This window comes from Candidatus Nitrotoga sp. 1052 (assembly GCF_927312905.1).
Taxonomy (GTDB): domain Bacteria; phylum Pseudomonadota; class Gammaproteobacteria; order Burkholderiales; family Gallionellaceae; genus Nitrotoga.
Window position 1 is genome coordinate 1 of record NZ_CAKMHQ010000026.1, and the last position, 19,579, is coordinate 19,579.

General features: G+C 51.1%; 15 protein-coding genes and 1 pseudogene. 10 read left to right on the top strand and 6 right to left on the bottom strand.

Annotation, left to right across the window (positions count from 1 at the left end; genetic code table 11):
* Positions 1-371: 371 nt before the first annotated feature.
* The 4 genes from rsmA to MJ768_RS05630 form a co-directional block, all read right to left on the bottom strand.
* Positions 372-1,133 carry a 16S rRNA (adenine(1518)-N(6)/adenine(1519)-N(6))-dimethyltransferase RsmA gene (gene rsmA, locus MJ768_RS05615; protein ID WP_239288763.1) on the bottom strand — a complete coding sequence of 254 codons (762 nt, stop codon included), beginning with the start codon at positions 1,131-1,133 and terminating at the stop codon, positions 372-374.
* Positions 1,134-1,223: 90 nt separating this feature from the next.
* On the bottom strand, positions 1,224-2,225 hold the full coding sequence (pdxA, locus tag MJ768_RS05620; RefSeq protein WP_239288765.1) for a 4-hydroxythreonine-4-phosphate dehydrogenase PdxA: 1,002 nt from the start codon (positions 2,223-2,225) through the stop codon (positions 1,224-1,226).
* Positions 2,225-3,772 (bottom strand): peptidylprolyl isomerase, encoded by a 1,548-nt coding sequence (locus MJ768_RS05625; RefSeq protein ID WP_239288767.1) that lies wholly within the window; start codon positions 3,770-3,772, stop codon positions 2,225-2,227. Before MJ768_RS05625 ends, pdxA begins: the two co-directional genes overlap by 1 nt.
* Before the next feature lie 29 nt (positions 3,773-3,801).
* A complete protein-coding gene (locus MJ768_RS05630; protein ID WP_239288769.1) occupies positions 3,802-5,916 on the bottom strand; it encodes an LPS-assembly protein LptD in 2,115 nt (704 codons plus the stop codon).
* Positions 5,917-6,090: 174 nt separating this feature from the next.
* On the opposite strand from MJ768_RS05630, the gene MJ768_RS05635 reads away from it, so the two are divergent.
* Genes MJ768_RS05635 through MJ768_RS05650 form a run of 4 tightly spaced genes read left to right on the top strand, consistent with a single transcriptional unit; the run spans position 6,091 to position 10,229 of the window.
* On the top strand, positions 6,091-7,083 hold the full coding sequence (locus MJ768_RS05635; RefSeq protein WP_239288771.1) for an aminoglycoside phosphotransferase family protein: 993 nt from the start codon (positions 6,091-6,093) through the stop codon (positions 7,081-7,083).
* Between the two features lie 5 nt (positions 7,084-7,088).
* Complete coding sequence (murU, locus tag MJ768_RS05640; RefSeq protein ID WP_305855910.1) at positions 7,089-7,778, top strand: N-acetylmuramate alpha-1-phosphate uridylyltransferase MurU; 690 nt, start codon at positions 7,089-7,091, stop codon at positions 7,776-7,778.
* Positions 7,771-9,075 carry a Xaa-Pro aminopeptidase gene (gene pepP / locus MJ768_RS05645; protein ID WP_239288775.1) on the top strand — a complete coding sequence of 435 codons (1,305 nt, stop codon included), beginning with the start codon at positions 7,771-7,773 and terminating at the stop codon, positions 9,073-9,075. Before murU ends, pepP begins: the two co-directional genes overlap by 8 nt.
* Positions 9,072-10,229: an FAD-dependent monooxygenase gene (locus MJ768_RS05650; protein ID WP_239288777.1), complete on the top strand. Its 1,158-nt coding sequence runs from the start codon at positions 9,072-9,074 to the stop codon at positions 10,227-10,229. Before pepP ends, MJ768_RS05650 begins: the two co-directional genes overlap by 4 nt.
* Positions 10,230-10,406: 177 nt before the next feature.
* On the opposite strand, the gene MJ768_RS05655 is transcribed toward MJ768_RS05650, so the two are convergent.
* Positions 10,407-11,144, bottom strand: coding sequence for a 16S rRNA (uracil(1498)-N(3))-methyltransferase (locus tag MJ768_RS05655; protein WP_239288779.1), 738 nt, complete (start codon positions 11,142-11,144; stop codon positions 10,407-10,409).
* Positions 11,145-11,265: 121 nt separating this feature from the next.
* On the opposite strand from MJ768_RS05655, the pseudogene MJ768_RS15365 reads away from it, so the two are divergent.
* From MJ768_RS15365 to MJ768_RS05680, 6 genes and pseudogenes are all read left to right on the top strand, one after another.
* A pseudogene (locus MJ768_RS15365) lies at positions 11,266-11,337 on the top strand (SEC-C metal-binding domain-containing protein); the annotation flags it as partial.
* A gap of 15 nt (positions 11,338-11,352) precedes the next feature.
* Positions 11,353-13,671, top strand: coding sequence for a tetratricopeptide repeat protein (locus MJ768_RS05660; RefSeq protein WP_239288781.1), 2,319 nt, complete (start codon positions 11,353-11,355; stop codon positions 13,669-13,671).
* Positions 13,672-13,934: 263 nt separating this feature from the next.
* Complete coding sequence (locus MJ768_RS05665; RefSeq protein ID WP_239288783.1) at positions 13,935-15,146, top strand: class I SAM-dependent methyltransferase; 1,212 nt, start codon at positions 13,935-13,937, stop codon at positions 15,144-15,146.
* A gap of 6 nt (positions 15,147-15,152) precedes the next feature.
* Positions 15,153-17,417: a glycosyltransferase gene (locus MJ768_RS05670; RefSeq protein ID WP_239288785.1), complete on the top strand. Its 2,265-nt coding sequence runs from the start codon at positions 15,153-15,155 to the stop codon at positions 17,415-17,417.
* Between the two features lie 92 nt (positions 17,418-17,509).
* A complete protein-coding gene (locus tag MJ768_RS05675) occupies positions 17,510-17,998 on the top strand; it encodes a helix-turn-helix domain-containing protein (RefSeq protein WP_239288786.1) in 489 nt (162 codons plus the stop codon).
* Between the two features lie 150 nt (positions 17,999-18,148).
* The gene (locus MJ768_RS05680; protein WP_239287763.1) at positions 18,149-18,508 is read left to right on the top strand and encodes a transposase; all 360 of its coding nucleotides are present in this window, start codon (positions 18,149-18,151) and stop codon (positions 18,506-18,508) included.
* Positions 18,509-18,794: 286 nt separating this feature from the next.
* On the opposite strand, the gene MJ768_RS05685 is transcribed toward MJ768_RS05680, so the two are convergent.
* Positions 18,795-19,463 (bottom strand): ankyrin repeat domain-containing protein, encoded by a 669-nt coding sequence (locus MJ768_RS05685; RefSeq protein WP_239288787.1) that lies wholly within the window; start codon positions 19,461-19,463, stop codon positions 18,795-18,797.
* Between the last annotated feature and the right edge of the window lie 116 nt (positions 19,464-19,579).

Genomic DNA, 19,579 nt, shown 5'->3' on the forward strand with positions numbered 1-19,579 from the left:
TGGGCGCATCAATTTAATCAATGAGTTACAAGAGAAGTCCGACAGGCTCCTAGGGCAACAAAATAGATATTCCCCAGTGTCCCGATTCATCGCTTCGGGCGGACCAATAAATTAAGAGCTATCAGTTGAAAACTGAAAACTTTTTTTATCAAGGTACTGCGATCCTGCCGGTGTCCTAAAAAAATTATTCATCCTACTCAATAGTGATCAGCTCTTAAAGTATTTCAAAACAAGTTTCACAACATCCCAAGTTCGGCTGCATCATTAAACAGAATCTTGACCCCCCATGCGCCTTGGCAGATAAGGGGTTATGGTAGACGAGTCCAGGTGAACATTGATTTTTGCATGGTTCAACCAAAACGTTGGTCTCGTCAACTGCATTCATTGGTGATGCGCGCGAACTCCTTCACCCCTAGGTTTTCCGCGCGCAGTTGCGCATCTATTCCCAACCGGACGAAATCATCTTCCGTCAAATAGGCCTTGAGCGTGTTACGCAGGGTCTTGCGCCGTTGTCCGAAGGCTGCGGCGACAATTTGTGCAAATAATTTTTCGTTTTGCACCAGCACTTCGCTCGCTGGCAGCGGGATCATGCGCACAATGGCTGAATCCACTTTGGGTGAGGGCCGAAAAGATTCCGGCGGAACGTCGAGTAACTTTTCCATTTGAAAACGGTATTGCAGCATCACCGACAAGCGACCATAGGCTGGGGTTGATGGTTCAGCCACCATGCGCTCCACTACTTCGTTCTGCAACATAAAGTGCATGTCGTGTATGCGCTCGCAGTAGCCCGAGAAGTGGAACAGCAGCGGGGAAGAAATGTTATAGGGCAGATTACCGACAATGCGCAAGGGCGCGGGCAATTGCGCCAGGTCAAATTTAAGTGCGTCTCCCGCATGGATGATCAGCTTATCCTGCGGGTAGTCTTTTTCCAGGTGAGTGATAATGTCGCGATCGATCTCCACAACGTGCAGTTGATTAAGCCGCTGCAGCAATGGACGGGTCAGCGCACCCAGGCCAGGGCCGATTTCCACCATGATATCTGCGGCTTCCGGGCGGATCGCTCGGACGATGTCGGCGATGATTTGCTCATCCACCAGGAAATTTTGACCGAACCTTTTACGTGCTTTATGCATTGGAGTACCAGGAAACTCTCATTCCTGCGAAAGTGGAAATCCAGTCAAAAAATCTTGATTTTTTCTTTTGCGAGGATAACGGTTTTTTGATCAAGAGGAAGCTGGATCATGCAGCTCAGCATGTTGCGCCATATCTGCCGCCATCTGAATAGCTTCAAGCATACTGCCTGCCTCGGCGCGCCCGCTACCGGCCAGTTCCAGAGCCGTACCATGATCCACGGAAGTACGAATGATGGGCAGGCCCAGCGTCACGTTCACACCCCGCCCGAAGCTGGCGTATTTCAATACCGGCAGCCCTTGGTCGTGGTACATGGCCAGCACGCAGTCGCATTGTGCAAGTCGCTGCGGGGTAAAAAGCGTGTCGGCGGGTAGGGGCGCGCTGACATTCATGCCTTGCGCACGCAACCGATCCAGCACCGGAATCATGATGTCGATTTCTTCGCGCCCAAGATAGCTGCCCTCACCTGCATGAGGATTGAGCCCGGCAACCAGAATGCGAGGCTTGGCAATGCCGAAATGCCGCATAAGATCACGTTGAATAACGTGCAGCACATTTTCCAATAATGCGGGCGTAATTGCGTCAGCTACCTGTCGTAAAGGCAGGTGAGTGGTGGCTAGCGCTACACGCAGGCCGCCTCCCACAAGCATCATTACCACTTGCTCGGCATGCAACTTTTCCGCTAGAAATTCAGTGTGTCCAGTGAAAGGAATGCCAGCATCGTTAATGATGCCTTTATGCACGGGCAAGGTGACCAGGCCAGCGAATTCGCCCGACTGGCAACCTTGCATCGCGCGGATTAGCAGATGGAGAACATAAGGACTATTGGCTGGATTTAGCTGGCCGGCCTGGACGGGTTGTGCCGTTGGCATATGCAGCACGCGCAAATGCCCGGATGGCAGAGGAGATATTTGCTGCGGATCATAATCATGCCATTGAACATTTAGCCCAAGCAGAGCTGCGCGTTGTTGCAGCATGTTCTTGTCGGCCAGCACCACCAGTGCCTGCCCATGTTGGGCCAATTGCAAACATAGGTCGGGGCCAATGCCAGCGGGCTCACCGGCGGCAACAGCCAACAACGCGGCCTGCGCCATCAGAGCCCTTGTTCGAGGCGATACTCGATGGTAGCCCCGTCGCGTAACTGGCGCAGCCAGTCCTGATATGCAGCGTCGGATTTATCGGCACGTATCGCCATTTGCGCCTGCTGTTTTTTCTGTTTCACACTTACATCGGTGTTGCGGCGATCCAATACCTGAATTAGATGCCAGCCGAAGGTAGACTGCACGGCGCCACTCATCTGTCCGACGTCCAGTTGATTCATCGCGGCCTCAAATTCAGGCACCGTGTCGCCGGGTGAAATCCAGCCCAAATCGCCGCCCTTCGCGGCACTGCCGTCCTCGGAATAAAGTTTGGCCTGCTTGGAAAAATCAGCGCCCTTCTCTATTCGCTGCTTGATAACCAACAGACGACTCTTGGCTTCATGCTCAGGCACCAGTTCGCTGGTTTTGATCAGGATGTGACGTGCGTGGGTCTGTGTGATGACTGCTGGATCATCTTTGCTGCGTTTCTCAAGTAGCCTGAGGATGTGAAAACCGGTAGGGCTACGGAATACTGGGCTGGTCTCGCCGGGAGCCATTTTTTTCAGTACTTCCAGAAAAATGGTAGGAGTACGATCAGCCGATCGCCAGCCCAGATTACCGCCTTCCAGGGCATCCTTGGCATCAGAAAATCCTGCCGCCACCTGAGCGAATTCCGCGCCACCGCGCAATTGTGCCAGGGCTTGTTCGGCGCGTAGCCGGGTAGCCTGGATTTTATCGGCACTGGCCTGCTCCGGCACCAGTACTAAAATGTGTGCTAAATGGAATTCTTCATTCTTACCTGATTGCTTGGCCTGGGTATTAAGGTAATTGTCGATCTCGCCCTCGCTAATCACCAGTTTACTGTCCACTTCGCGCTCTCGCAGACGAGCGTAAATAATTTCGCCACGAATTTCCTCTCGAAATTTTTTGAAGTCCACACCTTCCTTCTCCAGCTCGGCGCGAAATTCGGTCAGCGAGGGGAATTTATTTTCCTTTGCGATGCGCTGCATGGTTTTGTCGAGCTGGATATCATCAATGCGTATGCCGGTTTCCTTGGCAAACTGAGCTTGCAACATCTCCGTGATCATGCGCTCCAGTATCTGTTTTTTCAACATCTCTGTGGCAGGTAACGTTGTACCCTGTTTCTTCAACTGGCGCTCTACGATGCCGAGCCGGTCTTCAAGTTCGTAGCGGGTAATCGCATCGTTGTTTACTACTGCAACAATCTGATCGATCAATATAGGTCCAGTTTGCGACGTGACTTTTTTTGTTGTATCGGAGGTTCGCACATCAACAGCAGGCGGTATGGTTTGGTTCTGAGGCAAGATTTTTTTTGTTATGTCAGGAGCTTGCGCATCAGTAACAGGTGGCGCGGCCTGAGTTTGCGACGTGTTTTTTTGCGTTACGCCTGATGCAGGCGAATCAGCGACAGGAGGTGCAGTCTGAGTTTGCACCTTGATTTTTTTCGTTGTACCGGGGGTTTTTTGCAAGCCAGCTGCGGAGACGTTTGCCGTGCAGGCTAGTGACAGCAGGAGTGCCAGCATCAACTTGATATGCAGCATAATAATCTTTATTCCTAAATGAAAATTTGTTAGCGTAATCCCTGCTCTGAACTTACAACTGTGGGTTGGTTCAATTTTGTAAAGCCGGCAATACTCTGACGCAAGGCATTCAAAGGATCGGAGCCTATCCTGACCAGGCCATTCAATTCCAATTGCACAAAGATACCGGTTGAAAGCTCATTGGTGGCTGTAGCAAAACGTTGTGTCACCACGCGGACTGCCCAACAGCTTTCATTATACTCGAGCCCGGCCAGCAGCTCCAAAATACGGTTATCCTGCAGGGAATAGTTCCAGCGTGCCATCGCGTGCCAACCCCTCGACAATGGCCACTGGGCTGATATGTCCACCTGTCTCAGGCTATTACGCGTAAAGCGGTAACCTAGGTTGAGTACTTTGCCACTTTCCGGCTGGTAACGCGCTCCCACGTTTAATTTCTCTTCGCGCGCTTGGTTGGGGTTGTACTGGAAGGCGCTATTCAGCGACCATTTGGGTGTAATTTGACCCAAGAGAGCAAGCAAAATGTCCGATCTATTGTTGGTAACTACCTCGGGGGCCACCAGATTTACTCGCGGTGTCTCATAGCTGAGGCGCTGACCTACGGCTACGCGCAACCGTTCCGCACCGCTACTCGCATCAAGCAGGCGTGAGGTAAGCGACACTGTTACGTGTTTGGCATCACCAATGCGATCGCTACCGAAAAAACGATTTTCGGTGAACATCTGGGCAAAGTTGAAGTCGGCCTGGGCTGTGTCGAAATTCGGCAGCAGGTCTTGATTGCGATATGGAATGTATAAGAAATAAGCGCGCGGCTCCAGCGTCTGTACGTAATTCCGTTTTCCCACATTCCAATCACGTTCCAGCACCACCCCGCTGTCCAGGCTGGTAATCGGCAAGGTGCGGGTTGTATCGGGCAGCGCCCCCAAATTGTTTGCACCCAGCGTATAGTTTGTGTAGTGCACGCCAAATTTTGGAGTCACATAAAATGAGGGCGTGGCAATCAGCGGGTAGCTCACGCTGGGATACATTACCAGACGCCGCCCATTAACGGCAGTGGGATGACTGAAATTTACAAATTCTCCGGTAAACGCCATATTTGCCCCAGCCAGCGGACGTAGCGCACCCAAGGTTATTTGCGGCAAGCGGCGATATGGCTCCGCCACTGGCGCGGCCGGATCCTGCAAGGTTTGATAGGTCTGCATCCGAGCTGCGGCATTCCACCAGCCACCGCCATAGGACAGTACGCCTTCGCGCACCAGATTGGTTATCGCCGTACTGCTTACCGCGTTCGATAGATCGCGGAAATAGGAATCGTCTGATACGTGGTTGAGGTTTGTCGATGCGCTAAACCCATTACCCAAGTTCTGTACATGCTTGAGCGATGACCGCAAACGGGTACTATTAGTAAGAGCATCATTGGGTAATATGTCCAGATGAGCTTCACCGGCATAACTTGTGCCCAGGTAGCGAAATTCGTTGTTAAGCATCAATCCCCGCTTAACCATTGCGCGCGGCGCAATGGTTGCGTCACGGTTGGGCGCAATGTTCCAGTAATAGGGCAGCGTCACTTCGGCTCCGCTCCTTGCTGTACTACCAAACACCGGACCAAGAAAACCAGATTGACGTTTGTCACTGAGCGAAAAATTCATCCACGGCGTATACAAAATAGGCACACCCAGAAACTCCACGCGTGCGTTGCGTGCCACCCCCACCTGGCGGTCGTTGTCAATTTCCAGTTGGCTTGCCTTTAGCATCCAGTCGTTGTTGCCTATGGGGCAGATGGTATATGCCACATTTTGTACGGTGTATTTCTGCCGACCTTCCATATGCAGGATGTCGGCACTCCCGCGCGAATTGTTGGCGGCTAGCTGAAACACCGGCTTCGTCATATCGCCGATATTTGTATCCAGATTAAGCTTGACATGCGGGCCCTGCATTTTGATGCCGTTCTGCTCCACGCGCACCGCGCCATCGGCAACCAACTCTTTGCTGTTTTGCTGATATACCACGCGATCGGCGAATACAGCTTGACCGCGCTTGCGCAACTCGACCTCGCCGCTAGCAACGATCTGATTTTCAGTCTGACCTTCTAAACGCTGTGCCGAAATGAAAGCTGGGGTCTCTTCGTCGCTTCTTGGCAAATTCATGAAGGTACGATCCAGTTTCAGCCGCAAAACTTCGCCCTCGGCATAAACCATAGGCGTAAAAGCACAGAGCAGGGAAAGCGCAAGGAGGTTAAGGCGAAAATGCATGGAGCAGGGTCGACAAATTAAGGTGGTAAAATCGCACAAATCCACGATTTAGGCAATTCAAAATCTATAATGAACCGTCAACAACAGATAAAAACATGGCTGCATGGCAAATTTCCCAATAGTTTATTCAATATTTCGCCAGCTTCTGCTGATGCCAGCTTCCGCCGCTACTTTCGCGTTACTTTTGCCGACCGCACACTGATAGTGATGGATGCGCCGCCTCAAAATGAGGACTGTCGCCCGTTCATCCATATCGCCCAACTATTTAGTGCAGCAGGCGTGCATGTGCCGCAGGTGCTGGCACAGGATCTGGAGCAAGGCTTTTTGTTGCTGACTGATTTGGGCAGCACCACTTACCTGCAAGCACTTAATGCCAGTAATGCACTCGAATTATACGGCGCCGCCACCGATGCGTTGATCACTATTCAGCTGGCGAGCCGCGAATTTGAACTACCCCCCTACGATAAGGCGCTACTTATGCGCGAAATGTACCTGTTTCCGGAATGGTATGTCGCTAAACATTTGCAGGTCACGCTGGACGAGAAACAAAATGCAGCATTAGAAACCGTGTTTCAGCGCATTCTTCAAAACAACTTGGCACAGCCGCGTGTGTTTGTTCACCGTGATTACCATTCGCGTAACTTGATGGTTAGCGCACCTAACCCGGGCATTCTGGATTTTCAGGATGCGGTCTATGGGCCGATTACTTATGACTTGGCTTCGCTGTTTAAAGATGCTTATATTCATTGGGAAGAAGCCGAAGTGCTGGACTGGCTGATCCGCTATTGGGAAAAAGCGCGCAAGTCTGGACTGCCGGTGCACAGTTCCTTTTCCGATTTTTTCTGGGATTATGAATGGATGGGCGTACAGCGGCATTTGAAAGTATTGGGTATCTTTGCGCGTCTGTATCATCGGGACAGCAAGAACGGTTATCTGAAAGACTTACCGCTGGTGATGGATTATTTGCGCCGCGCTTGTGAACGCTATGTGGATTTAAAGCCGCTACTGAATATACTGGATACGCTGGAGAAAAAACAACCGGTCGTGGGGTACACCTTTTGAAAGCCATGCTACTGGCCGCCGGGCGTGGTGAACGCATGCGTCCGCTCACCGACCACACACCCAAGCCCCTATTGCAAGCCGGTGGCAAGCCGCTCATTGTGTGGCATATCGAGAATATGGCAAGAGCGGGCATCTGTGACCTGGTAATAAATCACGCACATCTCGGCCATCAAATCGAAGCTGCGTTAGGAGATGGCTGCCAGTTCGGCATACGCATCCGCTACTCAGCGGAGAATCCCGTTCTTGAAACGGCGGGTGGCATTGCTAATGCATTACCGTTATTGGGTGATGCGCCGTTTGCCGTTGTCAACAGCGATATTTACTGCGAGTATGATTTTGCTCAACTTCCCGAACGTGCGGCTTTGCTGAAAGCAAGCGGCGACACTGCACATCTGGTGTTAGTCAACAATCCTGCACATCATCCCAACGGGGATTTCGGTTTGATCAGTGACAGAGTAATCAATAACGCACCTGCATTTACTTTCAGCGGTATAGGAATTTATCAGCCCGGCTTATTCGCAAATATCCCACGTGGCACCATTGCACCGCTCGCGCCGCTGTTACGCGCCCAAATTGCGCTAGGCAAGGTGAGCGGCGAACATTATAGGGGCCGCTGGCTGGATGTGGGAACGCCGCAACGCCTTGAAAAACTCGACAACGAATTACGTTCACAGCACAATGCCACTCATGTTTAACATCTCTCTTTATGCCAGCCGCCGTAACCGCCTTATTAGCCAGATGCAGCGTGGCATTGCTGTTATTCCCACCGCACCGGAAGTATTGCGTAATGGCGACGCGCATTATCCTTATCGTTTTGATAGCCACTTCCACTACCTTACCGGCTTTGAAGAACCGGAAGCGGTACTTGTGCTGATTGCTGGCGCCGTCCCGCAGTCCATCCTGTTTTGTCGCGCGAAAGATATGGAGCGCGAAATATGGGATGGTTTTCGCCACGGACCAGACGGTGCAAAAGAAAAATTTGGCTTCGATGCTGCATTTCCCATCGCACAACTGGATGATAAGCTCACCGGGCTGATGGGCAATCAGCCCGCACTGTTTCATCCGCTTGGCGCTCATGCCCCGTGGGATGACCGCATTCTTGCGCTGCGCGCATGTGTGCAAGCACAGGTGCGCAGCGGCATAACTGCACCAAATGAGATTCATGACATACGCATGCTGCTTGATGAAATGCGTTTAATTAAAGATAGTGACGAACTTGCCATCATGCGCCGCTCCGCCACCATTTCGGCTGCTGCGCATATCCGCGCGATGCGCGCCACGCGCCCCGGCAAAATGGAATACGAAATCGAGGCAGAGCTGTTGCACGAATTTCGCAAAAACGGTGCGCAAGCACCCGCCTATACCTCAATAGTTGCCGGTGGTGCCAATGCCTGCGTATTGCACTACATCAGCAACAATGCACAATTACAAGACGGCGAGCTATTGCTGATTGATGCGGCCTGCGAAGTCGATGGCTATGCTGCAGACATCACCCGCTCCTTTCCGGTAAATGGCCGTTTCAATGGCGCACAAAAAGACGTATATGAGTTGGTATTGACGGCACAGGCCGCCGCCATTGCAGCCGCACGTCCCGGCTCACACTGGAATGAACCGCATGACGCTGCCGTGCGCGTGCTGGCGCAAGGCTTTGTCGACCTCAAACTATGCAATGGCAGCGTCGACGCTGTGCTGGAAAGCGGCAGCTACAAACGCTTCTATATGCACCGAACCGGTCACTGGCTTGGCATGGATGTGCATGATGTCGGCGCATATAAACTGGACAATAATTGGCGCGCGCTGCAACCCGGCATGGCACTTACGATCGAACCAGGCTGTTATATCCGCCCGGCAGACGATGTGCCGCAAGCATTCTGGAACATCGGGATCCGCATTGAAGATGATGTGGCCATCACCGCTCAGGGCTGCGAAGTGCTGACCGAAGCCGTACCCAAAACTGTAACGGCTATTGAAGATTTGATGAGACAGCCATGAATGCACATTGCGACATCGCGATAATCGGGGGTGGCCCGGTTGGCACCGCGTTGATGCTCGCACTGCGCGACAGCGGGTTGCAGATTGTCATGCTGGAAGCGCGCAAAATGGAACACGTGAGCGCTGACCCGCGTGCCTTGGCATTGTCCAGTGGCAGCCGTCAGCTACTGGAAAGACTCGGGGTATGGAAGAGTATCACGCAAGTTTCGTTGATCAAGACCATCCACGTTTCACAGAAAAATTCTTTCGGCCGCACCCTGTTACGTGCCGAAGAACTCAAGGTGCCGGAACTGGGCTACGTGCTGCCTTACACTGCGTTGCAAAACGCATTACAAAGTGCTTTAAAGGGGAGCAAAACAACTTGCCTCACTGGCGCTGTTGTTACGCAACTACAAAGCACATCGAATGGCGCATCCATCAACTACCGGCATGCAGGGCACGACCACCAACTTGAAGCGCGTTTAGCGGTGGTGGCCGATGGGGGAAAGTTGCTGGAAGCCGCCCATCCGCCGGAGATTCGCGATTACGGTCAAAGTGCCGTCATTGCACATGTCACCTGCACCCATCCGCAGCCGGACATTGCGTTCGAGCGCTTTACTATGCAGGGACCGTTGGCACTGCTGCCGTTCAGGGACGGTTACGAACTGGTGTGGACCGCGGCACATGAAATGGCGCAGGAAATACTGCACTGGAATGATGCCACTTTCCTAGCCCAATTGCATCAACACTTCGGTGATCGAGCAGGGAAATTCTTGACTATCGGGAAACGCGCCTGCTTCCCCCTGCGGCTCAAGCGCGCGCCCGAAATCACGCTGCCGCATACAGTATTGATCGGCAATGCTGCACAGACGTTGCATCCCGTGGCCGGGCAAGGTTTCAACATGGGTCTGCGCGACGCGTGGGAACTAGCGCAAGAGATTCTTAACTGCGAACCTGAGGCGCTCGGTTCAGATGCCATGCTTGCCAGCTATCGCAAACAACGTCAGTTTGACCGCCATGCCGGCATACATTTCACCGATGGCCTGGTGCGTCTTTTCTCCAATGATCTGTTGCTGCTTAAATCAGGGCGCGCGGCTGCACTTACGGTACTGGACTGCCTGCCGGGCGCAAAAAAATTCGTAGCAAGACGCATGATGTTCGGAACCAACGGTTAGAAAACCATGCCTGCCTAGCCAGGTCTTTTGGTTTATGACAGTCGGCCAGCGGCTGGCCAATTAAATAAAATGAGGGTGTTCTCTTTGCTGCGGTGATGTTCATTACTTTTCAAAGTTGCGCTATTTCCTGCCATATGATTGTTTAGACAAAATTAATTGCACCCTCTGATAGCTTTCCTAAATAAAATCCCCCCACAAAGTTTGCAAAGTAGCGATGCCCGCCACAGCAGCCGTCTCGGTACGTAGCAAGCGAGCACCTAAACGGATAGAAATAAAACCAGCTTGCCTGGCAATTTGGACTTCGTCCGCACTGAAGCCACCTTCTGGCCCAATCAGCAGGGTCGCTTTCCCTTGCGGTTTCGGCTGCTCATGCAATGTTGTCATGGCTTCCGGCAACAGGATAAATTTGCTGCCCGGCGCATCGCATGTAGTGGCAATCCAAGAGCTGAATTCCAGCGGGGCATGAACCTTAGGTAACATGTTTCTGCCACATTGTTCACATGCTGCAATGGTGATGCCGTGCCAATGTTGGGTGCGCTTTTCAGCGCGTTCGCCAACTAGCTTTGTCATGCTACGTTGGGTCTGTACTGGCTGTATTTCGGTAGCACCGAGTTCAGTGGCCTTTTGTATTACCCAGTCCATTTTTTCGCTACTACACAGCGCCTGCGCCAGTATGATGTTTAATGTAGACTCGCGGTTGACCGTGCAGACCTGCAGTTTCTCCAGCACCACTTTTTTGCCTTCGATTTCGCAGATGCGTCCATGAAGTTCATTGCCTATGCCATCAAATACCCGAACTTCATCATTAACGCGCAGGCGCAAGACTCGACTGGCGTGATGTGCGGCAGCTTGTGGCAGCTCAAATTTGGTGCTTGCATGCAGCGGCGGGGGGCAATAGAAGCGTGGTGTAGTCATTGATCGATTAGGTATAAATGGTCTGCATGATAATATAACGGCAATATCTATAAATTCAAATTCAAGTTAGACGGGGTATTTTTAGTTAATCCCACGCTAAAATACTCAAACAATATTTAAAATGAAAAAAATCGGCCGTAATGATCCTTGCCCTTGTGGCGGCGGTAAGAAATATAAGCATTGCTGCCAGCCAAACGGCGAAGTTCCGATGGCAAAAACGCACTCATCGGATTTATCAATCTCCCAAGTCATCCAGGTCGCACGGGAACACCATCAGGCTGGCCGTTTGTCTCAGGCAGAAGCTATATATCAGCAAATACTCCAGCTAGCGCCAAACCATCCGGATGCGCTGCATTTATTAGGGCTGATAGCCCGTCAGGGGGGAAAGAACGGGATTGCTGCTGGACTTATTAGCAGGGCTATCAGTGTAAATCCATCCAATCCAATTTATTACATCAATTTGGGAAATGCGCTCAAGGATCAAGGCCGGCTGGAGGAAGCGATCCTCAATTACCGCCAAGCGCTTTCGATCAAGCCGGATTTTGCCGAAGCGTACACCAACTTGGGGAATGCCCTCAAGGAACAAGGTAATTTGGAAGCGGCGATTGAGAGCTTCCGTCGGTCACTCGCATTGAAGCCGGATTTTGCCGAGACGCACAGCAATCTGGGGAATGCGCTCAAGGATCAAGGCCAGCTGGAAGAAGCGATAGCCTGCTACGGCCAAGCACTTCTGCTCAGGCCGGATTATGCTGAGGCATACAACAATTTGGGAAGTGCTCTCAAGGCACAAAACAATCTGGATGCAGCGGTCGGGAGTTACCGGAAGGCGGTTTCGCTCAAGCCGGATTTTGTTGATGCGCATAACAACTTGGGGAATGCGCTCATGGCACAAGGCAAACTGGAAGCGGCGGTTGTGAGCTTTCACCAGTCGCTCTTGATCAAACCGGATTTTGCCGAGGCGCACAGCAATTTGGGGAATGCGCTTAAAGATCAAGGCAAATTGGATGCAGCGGTTGAGAGCTTCCAGAGGGCGCTCGCGCTCAAGCCGGATTTTGCCGAAGCGCAAAGCAACCTCGGACTTGCGCTTCAGAAACAAGGTAAATTGGACGAGGCGATTGCCCGCTACAACCAAGCGCTTTCAATCAAACCGGATTATGCCGAAGCGTACAACAACCTGGGACTTGCGCTACAGGAGCAAGGTAAATTGGATGAGGCGGTCGACAGCTACCACAAAGCGCTCGCGCTCAGGCCGGTTTATCCCAAGGCCCACAGCAACCTGCTTTTTACCCTGAGTTTTTATTCCAAGTGCTTGCCTGATGCCTATCTTGCAGAGGCACGTCACTATGGCAATAAAGTGATGGCAAAGGTCCAGCCGTATACAAGTTGGCCCGTTTATCCAGAAAACAAAGCGGAACGAGGTCCTCTGAGGATTGGTCTGGTTTCCGGAGATTTTAGAACGCATCCAGTTGGTTTTTTCCTGGAAGGCATTCTCGCAAATTTGAACCCTGCTCGGGTAGAGCTGGTCGCATATTCGGTGTCTCCGCAAGAGGATGAACTTACCGCCCGCATCCGGCCTTGTTTTGTTGCCTGGAATATTATCGTGGGTCTTAGCGATGAAGCCGCAGCCCGGAAGATTCACGACGATGGTATTCATATTCTCATTGATCTGGCGGGGCATACTGCCAGCAATCGTTTGCCGATGTTTGCACTAAAGCCTGCCCCGGTGCAAGTAAGTTGGTTGGGAGATTTCGCTACCACAGGGTTACCGACGATAGATTATCTGCTGGCAGACCCCGTATCGGTGCCGGAATCCCACCGGGAGCACTTTACTGAAACTGTGTGGTATCTGCCAGAAACCCGGCTTTGCTTCACCCCACCTGCGAATAGAACCGGGCTGGAATTAACTCCCTTGCCGGCAGTGCAGAATGGCTATATCACTTTTGGTTGCTTTCAAAATCTTACCAAGGTGAATGACACTGTGCTCGATGCATGGGGACGAATTTTTCTCGCCTTGCCGGAAGCAAGGCTGCGGCTGCAAAGCAGTCAGATGAATTGCTCAACCGCGCGCGAATATCTGCAGCATCGGTTAGGCCGAGTCGGGATAATGCCGGAGCGGGTTATAATGGAAGGGCATGTTCCTAGAGAGGATTATCTTGCGGCATATGCTAACGTGGATATAATTCTGGATACATTCCCTTATCCGGGCGGCACTACAACCTGCGAAGCTTTGTGGATGGGGGTGCCTACACTGACCTTGGCGGGCGGCACATTGCTCGCCCGCCAAGGGGCCAGCATGCTGGCCTGTGCCGGTCTGGAAGACTGGATTGCCAGCGATGAGGGTGACTACGTAACCCGGACTCTGTTTCACGCCATTGACATTAATCGTTTGGCGCTGCTGCGGTCAGGATTACGGCAGAAAGTGCTTGCTTCGCCACTTTTTAATGCCCCACGTTTTGCCCTGCATCTGGAGGATGCACTGCAAAAAATGTGGCAACAAAAGATATACCCAGAGTCTGACCATAAATGAACTTCGTGGTGCTTGCCAGAAGCATGCATCACACGAATACTTGAAATTTATGACCCATTTGAAATATTCTGATATTTAATGATCGGTCTGGATCTGAACTTTTTGGCATCGTTTTTGCCCCCGTTCCTAAACGGTGCTTACAAATTAAAGTTCAATCTATTTGAGGACTTAACCTATAGCATTCACATTCAAAATACATTAATTCAGTGCTGAATTAGTCCATGTAGCGTGTATAATCTTTAGTTTTAATATTTCTTGAATTTGTGAGCCAATCTCCTTCCTTCACTGGTGAGCGCTTTCTGCCCGAGTGCAGCGGTGAAATCTGGTATGAACATTGGCACCGTTATGCCTTGGCACGCCAGTTAAGCCAACATTGCACAGTTTTGGATGTGGCTTGTGGTGAGGGCTATGGTGCCGCCATGGTGGCTGAAACCGCATATAAAGTGGTGGGTGTTGATTTATCCGTTGATGTAATTCAGCATGCCAAAAACAATTACAGGCATCATGCTAACCTGCAATTCGTTACGGCTACATGTGAATGTTTGCCGTTTTCAGATGCGAGCTTTGACTGCGCAATCTCCTTTGAAACAATAGAGCACATTGAGAAACAGAAAGAATTTATTTCTGAACTCACGCGTGTTCTGCGCCCGAATGGGATATTAATACTGTCCTCTCCAAACAAGCACCTGTATTCCGATGCACATGATTATCACAATGAATTTCATGTGCGTGAATTGTATCGAAATGAGCTGGAAGAATTACTGCATGTGACTTTCCCGCATATATTCTGGCTTGGCCAAAAATTATTGTTCCATTCCGCCATTTGGCCAGAAAACCAAGCCTGCGCTACGACAGAATATTTGGTTAGCGACGATCGACAAGTTACTGTAGTCAACCATCCTTCTGTCGAGCCAATGTATTACATCGCGGTCTGCAGTCGTAACCCATCGATGCTGCCCACCGCGCTCAATAAACTTTCTTTGTTTAGTGACAGCGCCGAAATGGTTTATCAGGATTATGCCAAACAAACCAGGCGCGTGATGGAGTTGGATCAACTTCTAAAAGATCGGGAGTATCTGATTGCTGAACGTGATAATTTGCTCTCGCTCCGCACTCAACAAATGGAAGAAAGTGAACACCTGATTGCTGAACGTGATAATTTTCTCTTGCTGCGCACCCAACAAATGGAAGAACGTGAACACCTGATCGCTGAACGCGATGCACTTCTGGACATGCGCACCGAACAACTAAATGAATATATCGAACAATTGAACGGACGTACCGAACAATTAAATGAACGTACTGAAGAAATAGTCAAACTCAATGCGCTTCTGACACTACGCAACGAACAAATTGCTGAACATGAGCGTTTGAATGTTGCTCTCAACCAGCAAATTGACTATCGCGCCAGCCTGGTTTGGTGGCTAAAATCGCCGTTACGCTTCATTACACGTGCCATCAGAGGGAATTCTTGAATTAGTATGTTATCCTCAGCAATCGACATCATCATCCCGGTCTACAATGCATACGAGGACTTGCAGCGCTGTCTCGACAGCGTGCTTCGCACCACCAAGTCCCATCACCGCATCATCATGATCGACGATTATTCGACGGATAGTCGCATCGCCGACTATTTTGAGACGCAGCGTAGCACAGCAGACCCACGTCTGTGGCTGCTCCAGAACGATACAAATCTCGGCTTTGTCAGCACCGTTAACCGTGGTATGACGCTCAGTCAAAATGATGTGGTGTTGCTCAATTCCGATACCATTGTTACCTCGGGCTGGTTGGAAAAACTTTGCCGTTGCGCCGATTCAGACCCGCTTATCGGCACAATCACGCCATTTTCCAACAACGCCGAAATTTGCTCGTTCCCGAACTTTTGCCAAGATAACGCATTGCCGCAAGGAATGAGTGCGGAGGACGTCAATTGCGCCATTGAGGCAGCCGCCCTTCGCGTTTATCCTGACATACCCACCGGGGTCGGATTTTGCATGTTTATTCGGCGCCGTCTGCTTAATAAAATCGGCCTGTTCGATGCTGTTACTTTCCGTCTCGGCTACGGCGAGGAAAATGATTTCTGTATGCGGGCGCTGGCGGCTGGATGGCGCAATGTGCTGTGCGACGATACTTTCGTCCAGCATGTTGGCAGATGCTCCTTTAGTACGAAAAAAGAGACGCTGGTTGAGGAAAATATGCAGCGCTTGCTGGCTAAGCATCCAGACTATATGCAGCGTGTAATGGCTTTCATCGCGGCCGATCCGATCAAGCCGATCCGCCAATTGGCACAGTCGTTCCTGGCGCTCACCGGAGCGGCTGGCGACAAGCCCGGCATCCTGCATATCATGCACGGCCGTAGCGGCGGCACTGAGCAGCACACCCGTAGCTTGATGCACAGTGACGGCGGTGACTGCCGCCATTATTTGCTGGTAACCATGGATGATGTCTGGCAACTTAAGGATGCCAACAGCGGAGAGCTGCTTACTTATCAATTCAGCCGGCAACCCGACCAGCTGTGGACAGATTTTCTGGCCGGCTTGTGTGCCAGTTTTCGTATCCATTTGTGCCATGTACATCATTTGGCCGGCTGTCGGCCGGGTTTGCTGGAAGCGATGCGCAACCTTGGAATTCCATTTGGCTTCAGTGTGCACGATTTTTTTCTGGCTTGTCCGACCATAAACCTGCTCGACGCCGCAGGAATTTATTGTGGCAGCGAAACTGTGGCATCGCGCTGTCAGAACTGCCTTAATGCCCAGCCAGATTTTCGCGGCATTGATATCGTTGCTTGGCGCGCAGTGCATGCCGATTTCATTGAGCGGGCAGTATTCGTGATTGCTCCCAGCGACTTGGCCGCCGAGATGTTCTGTCGCTATTTTCCACGCGATGATGTTCGCGTTATCCAGCACGGCGTCGATTTAACCGCCAACCGCACTAATGCTCTGACATCGGCGCTACTGTTGCCGAAGGATGCGTACCAAAGTATCGGTGTATTGGGTGCTATTGGCCCGGTCAAAGGCGCCCGCCAACTGGAGCGTTTAGTGGCACGCAGCCGCGAACGCAAGCTGCCATTTCGCTGGGTTGTGGTTGGCTATATGGATCGCCAGTTTCAGCCGTATCAGACTGCCGACGCCTTATTGACAGTGCACGGCCAATACACGCCAGATCATATGGAAGCCTTGCTCGACCATTATCGAATTAACCTGGTGGTGTTCCCGTCTGCCGGTCCGGAAACCTATTGCTATACTCTGACCGAAGCCTGGATGGCTGGACGGCCAGCATTGGTGCCGCCGATCGGCGCGCTGCATGAGCGTGTGCAAACGAACGGTGCCGGCTGGATCATGCAAGACTGGTGTGATACTGATGCTATTTTAGATGACATCATTTCGATATTACGGCCGGAAAACAGTACCGATTTTGCGCACAAGCAAGCGCAAGCACGGGCAGTGCCGGTCACCTCGGTGCGCGACATGGCTAACGCCACCGAGATGGTTTACCACGAAGTTTTGTCGCGGCAAGTCGTCAAGTTTGCCGCGCCGTTGCCGCAAACCACCCTTTACGCCGCGCTGCAAACCGCGCTGGGAGTGGCTGCCGCAGACAAGCACCGTGCGCTATCAATAGGTGAGCACTGGTTGCTGCGGCTTGCACATCTCGGCTTGCGTTTGCGCTATACATTGCTTGGCCGCTGGTTATACCGCATCATCCCGGTAAGATGGCAACAAATCCTGAAGCAACGACTATTGGCCTAGACATCTTTAATTCTATTTATACATCTCACGGTCACCGCGAGGCCAGGATGAACTTGATAGCGCACTCCAAGCCATTGCTTTAGCGAAGACGATTGAACAGTTACGACAAGCACAGGCGGTGGTCCTGCCACTTCAATGGCATGAGTCTGGAGCAAATTGCACAGGCCATCGGATTGTCCAAAGGTTGGGCGTGTCGTTTGCGTAACCAGTTCATTGCGGGCGGAGCCTTAGGCGATAAAGGCAAGTCAGTGCGCGGAGGGCGGCACAGAGAGCGCTTCACCCCTGAGCGCGAAGCCGAACTACTCAAACCGTTCAAACCGTTCAAACCGTTCTTGGAGTCTGCCAGTATCGGCGGCATTTTGGTGGTCAGCCAGATCAAGCCCCAACTCGAAATGGCGCTGGGACGGGAGATGGCGCTGTCATCGGTGTACAAATTGCTGCATCGGCACAACTGGCGCAAACTCGCACCGGACAAAGGCATCCGCAAAGCAATCCTGTGGCACAGGAAGACTGCAAAAAACTCCCCGAAACGCTCGCCGAAATCCGCCAGGACTGGGCCAAAAACGAACCGATCCGACTGATGTTTCAGGACGAGGCGCGTTTTGGGCGCATCAAAGACGTGCGTCGGTGTTGGGTTCCCAAGCCCGTGCGACCGCAATGTCAAGCTATGACCCCACGAGTACACCTACGCGTACGCGGCGGTGGGGGCCAAAAGTGGAGAGCTCGATTCTTTGATCTTGCTGCACGTCAATACCGACTGCATGCAGTTGTTTCTCGATGAGGCCGGTGCGCGCCACTCCAGCGACAAAATCATAATGGTGCTCGATGGCGCCGGCTGGCATTCCAGCCGGTTACTCAAACCGCCACAGAACATGAAACTGTTACCTTTGCCACCCTATGCTCATGAGCTCAATCCAGTCGAACATGCGTGGGACGAATTGCGTGAGAAGCACTTCCATAACCGCGTCTTCGATAGTCTTGATGCACTGGAGGATCAGCTCGAAGTGGCCCTGCACACCTTCGAGAACAATGCGCCAATGGTCAAGTCCATTGTGGCTTGGGAATGGATTGTTAGTGCTTTATTGAATTAGAAATAGAAATTATTTAGCAGGAAATCCGTACCCTACAGATCAATTTTTGCAAATTCAACATAGCTTGAACACCCAAAAAAGCCAATAAATACGCTACGCTTACAGTGGTTGCTCAGGGGCGGCTGCCTTATAATAACTGGCCTACATTAGCCAAGAAAAATAGCGCGGTCCTTACCATATTATCTAAGTTTAGCTAATTATCTATCGCAGTACAGTGTGCTGGCTGCCGTTACTCGCGTGTTACCAATTGCGATAACTGGTAATTGAGAAAAGTTGATCTTAGATACTAAGGCTTATTGTGATAAACGGTTACATCCCCGATTAGTCGGCTGTCGGTATTATCCGGTATGGACTCACTGAATTTTTTCTGGACATCGGCTGGTAACAAGCTATTTTCTTCACGCACAGATTTAAGATAGCGTTGTATTTCGCCCTTTGTCGTTTGGTCGGGGGTTGCTCTTTCTATATTTCTAATCGTGATATTCGCGCCATATTCAATTAGAAGCTGGGCAGATTCCAGATTTCCAACTTTATGCAAAGCGGTATTTCCTTTTTTTATTATCATACTCCCCGTTTCAAGTTGAACATTAGGGCTGGCACCAGCAACTAGTAAACGTTGAGCCACTTTGGGAAAGTCCACCCATATATACAAGGCGGTTAAGCCATCTTTATCTTGAAATTTAGCATCGGCACCGTGATCGATTAAAAACATTGCAAGTTCGGGATCGTTAACGTCGAATATTGGTGGACGATTGTTATAATCCACAATGTTTGGATCAGCTCCGTTGTCGATTAACAGTTGTGCAGCCTCTATACTTTCGACATAGTGTAACGCCGTTTTTCCAAAAAAATCTTGAGTGTTTATATCCACACCAAGTTTAATTGCGTTCTTCATTCCTTCTAAATCGTTGTCCATTGTTGCTGTTATTATGGATTCATCAGGTTCATTTTGCATATGTATCTTCTATAGGCTAAAGAGTTTCAAATATTTCTAGCGGGATTTACTGGCTTTATAATTTTTTGGTTCATCTGACATTTGCGTGGGTAAAAGTTAATCTATCGTCTCGAACT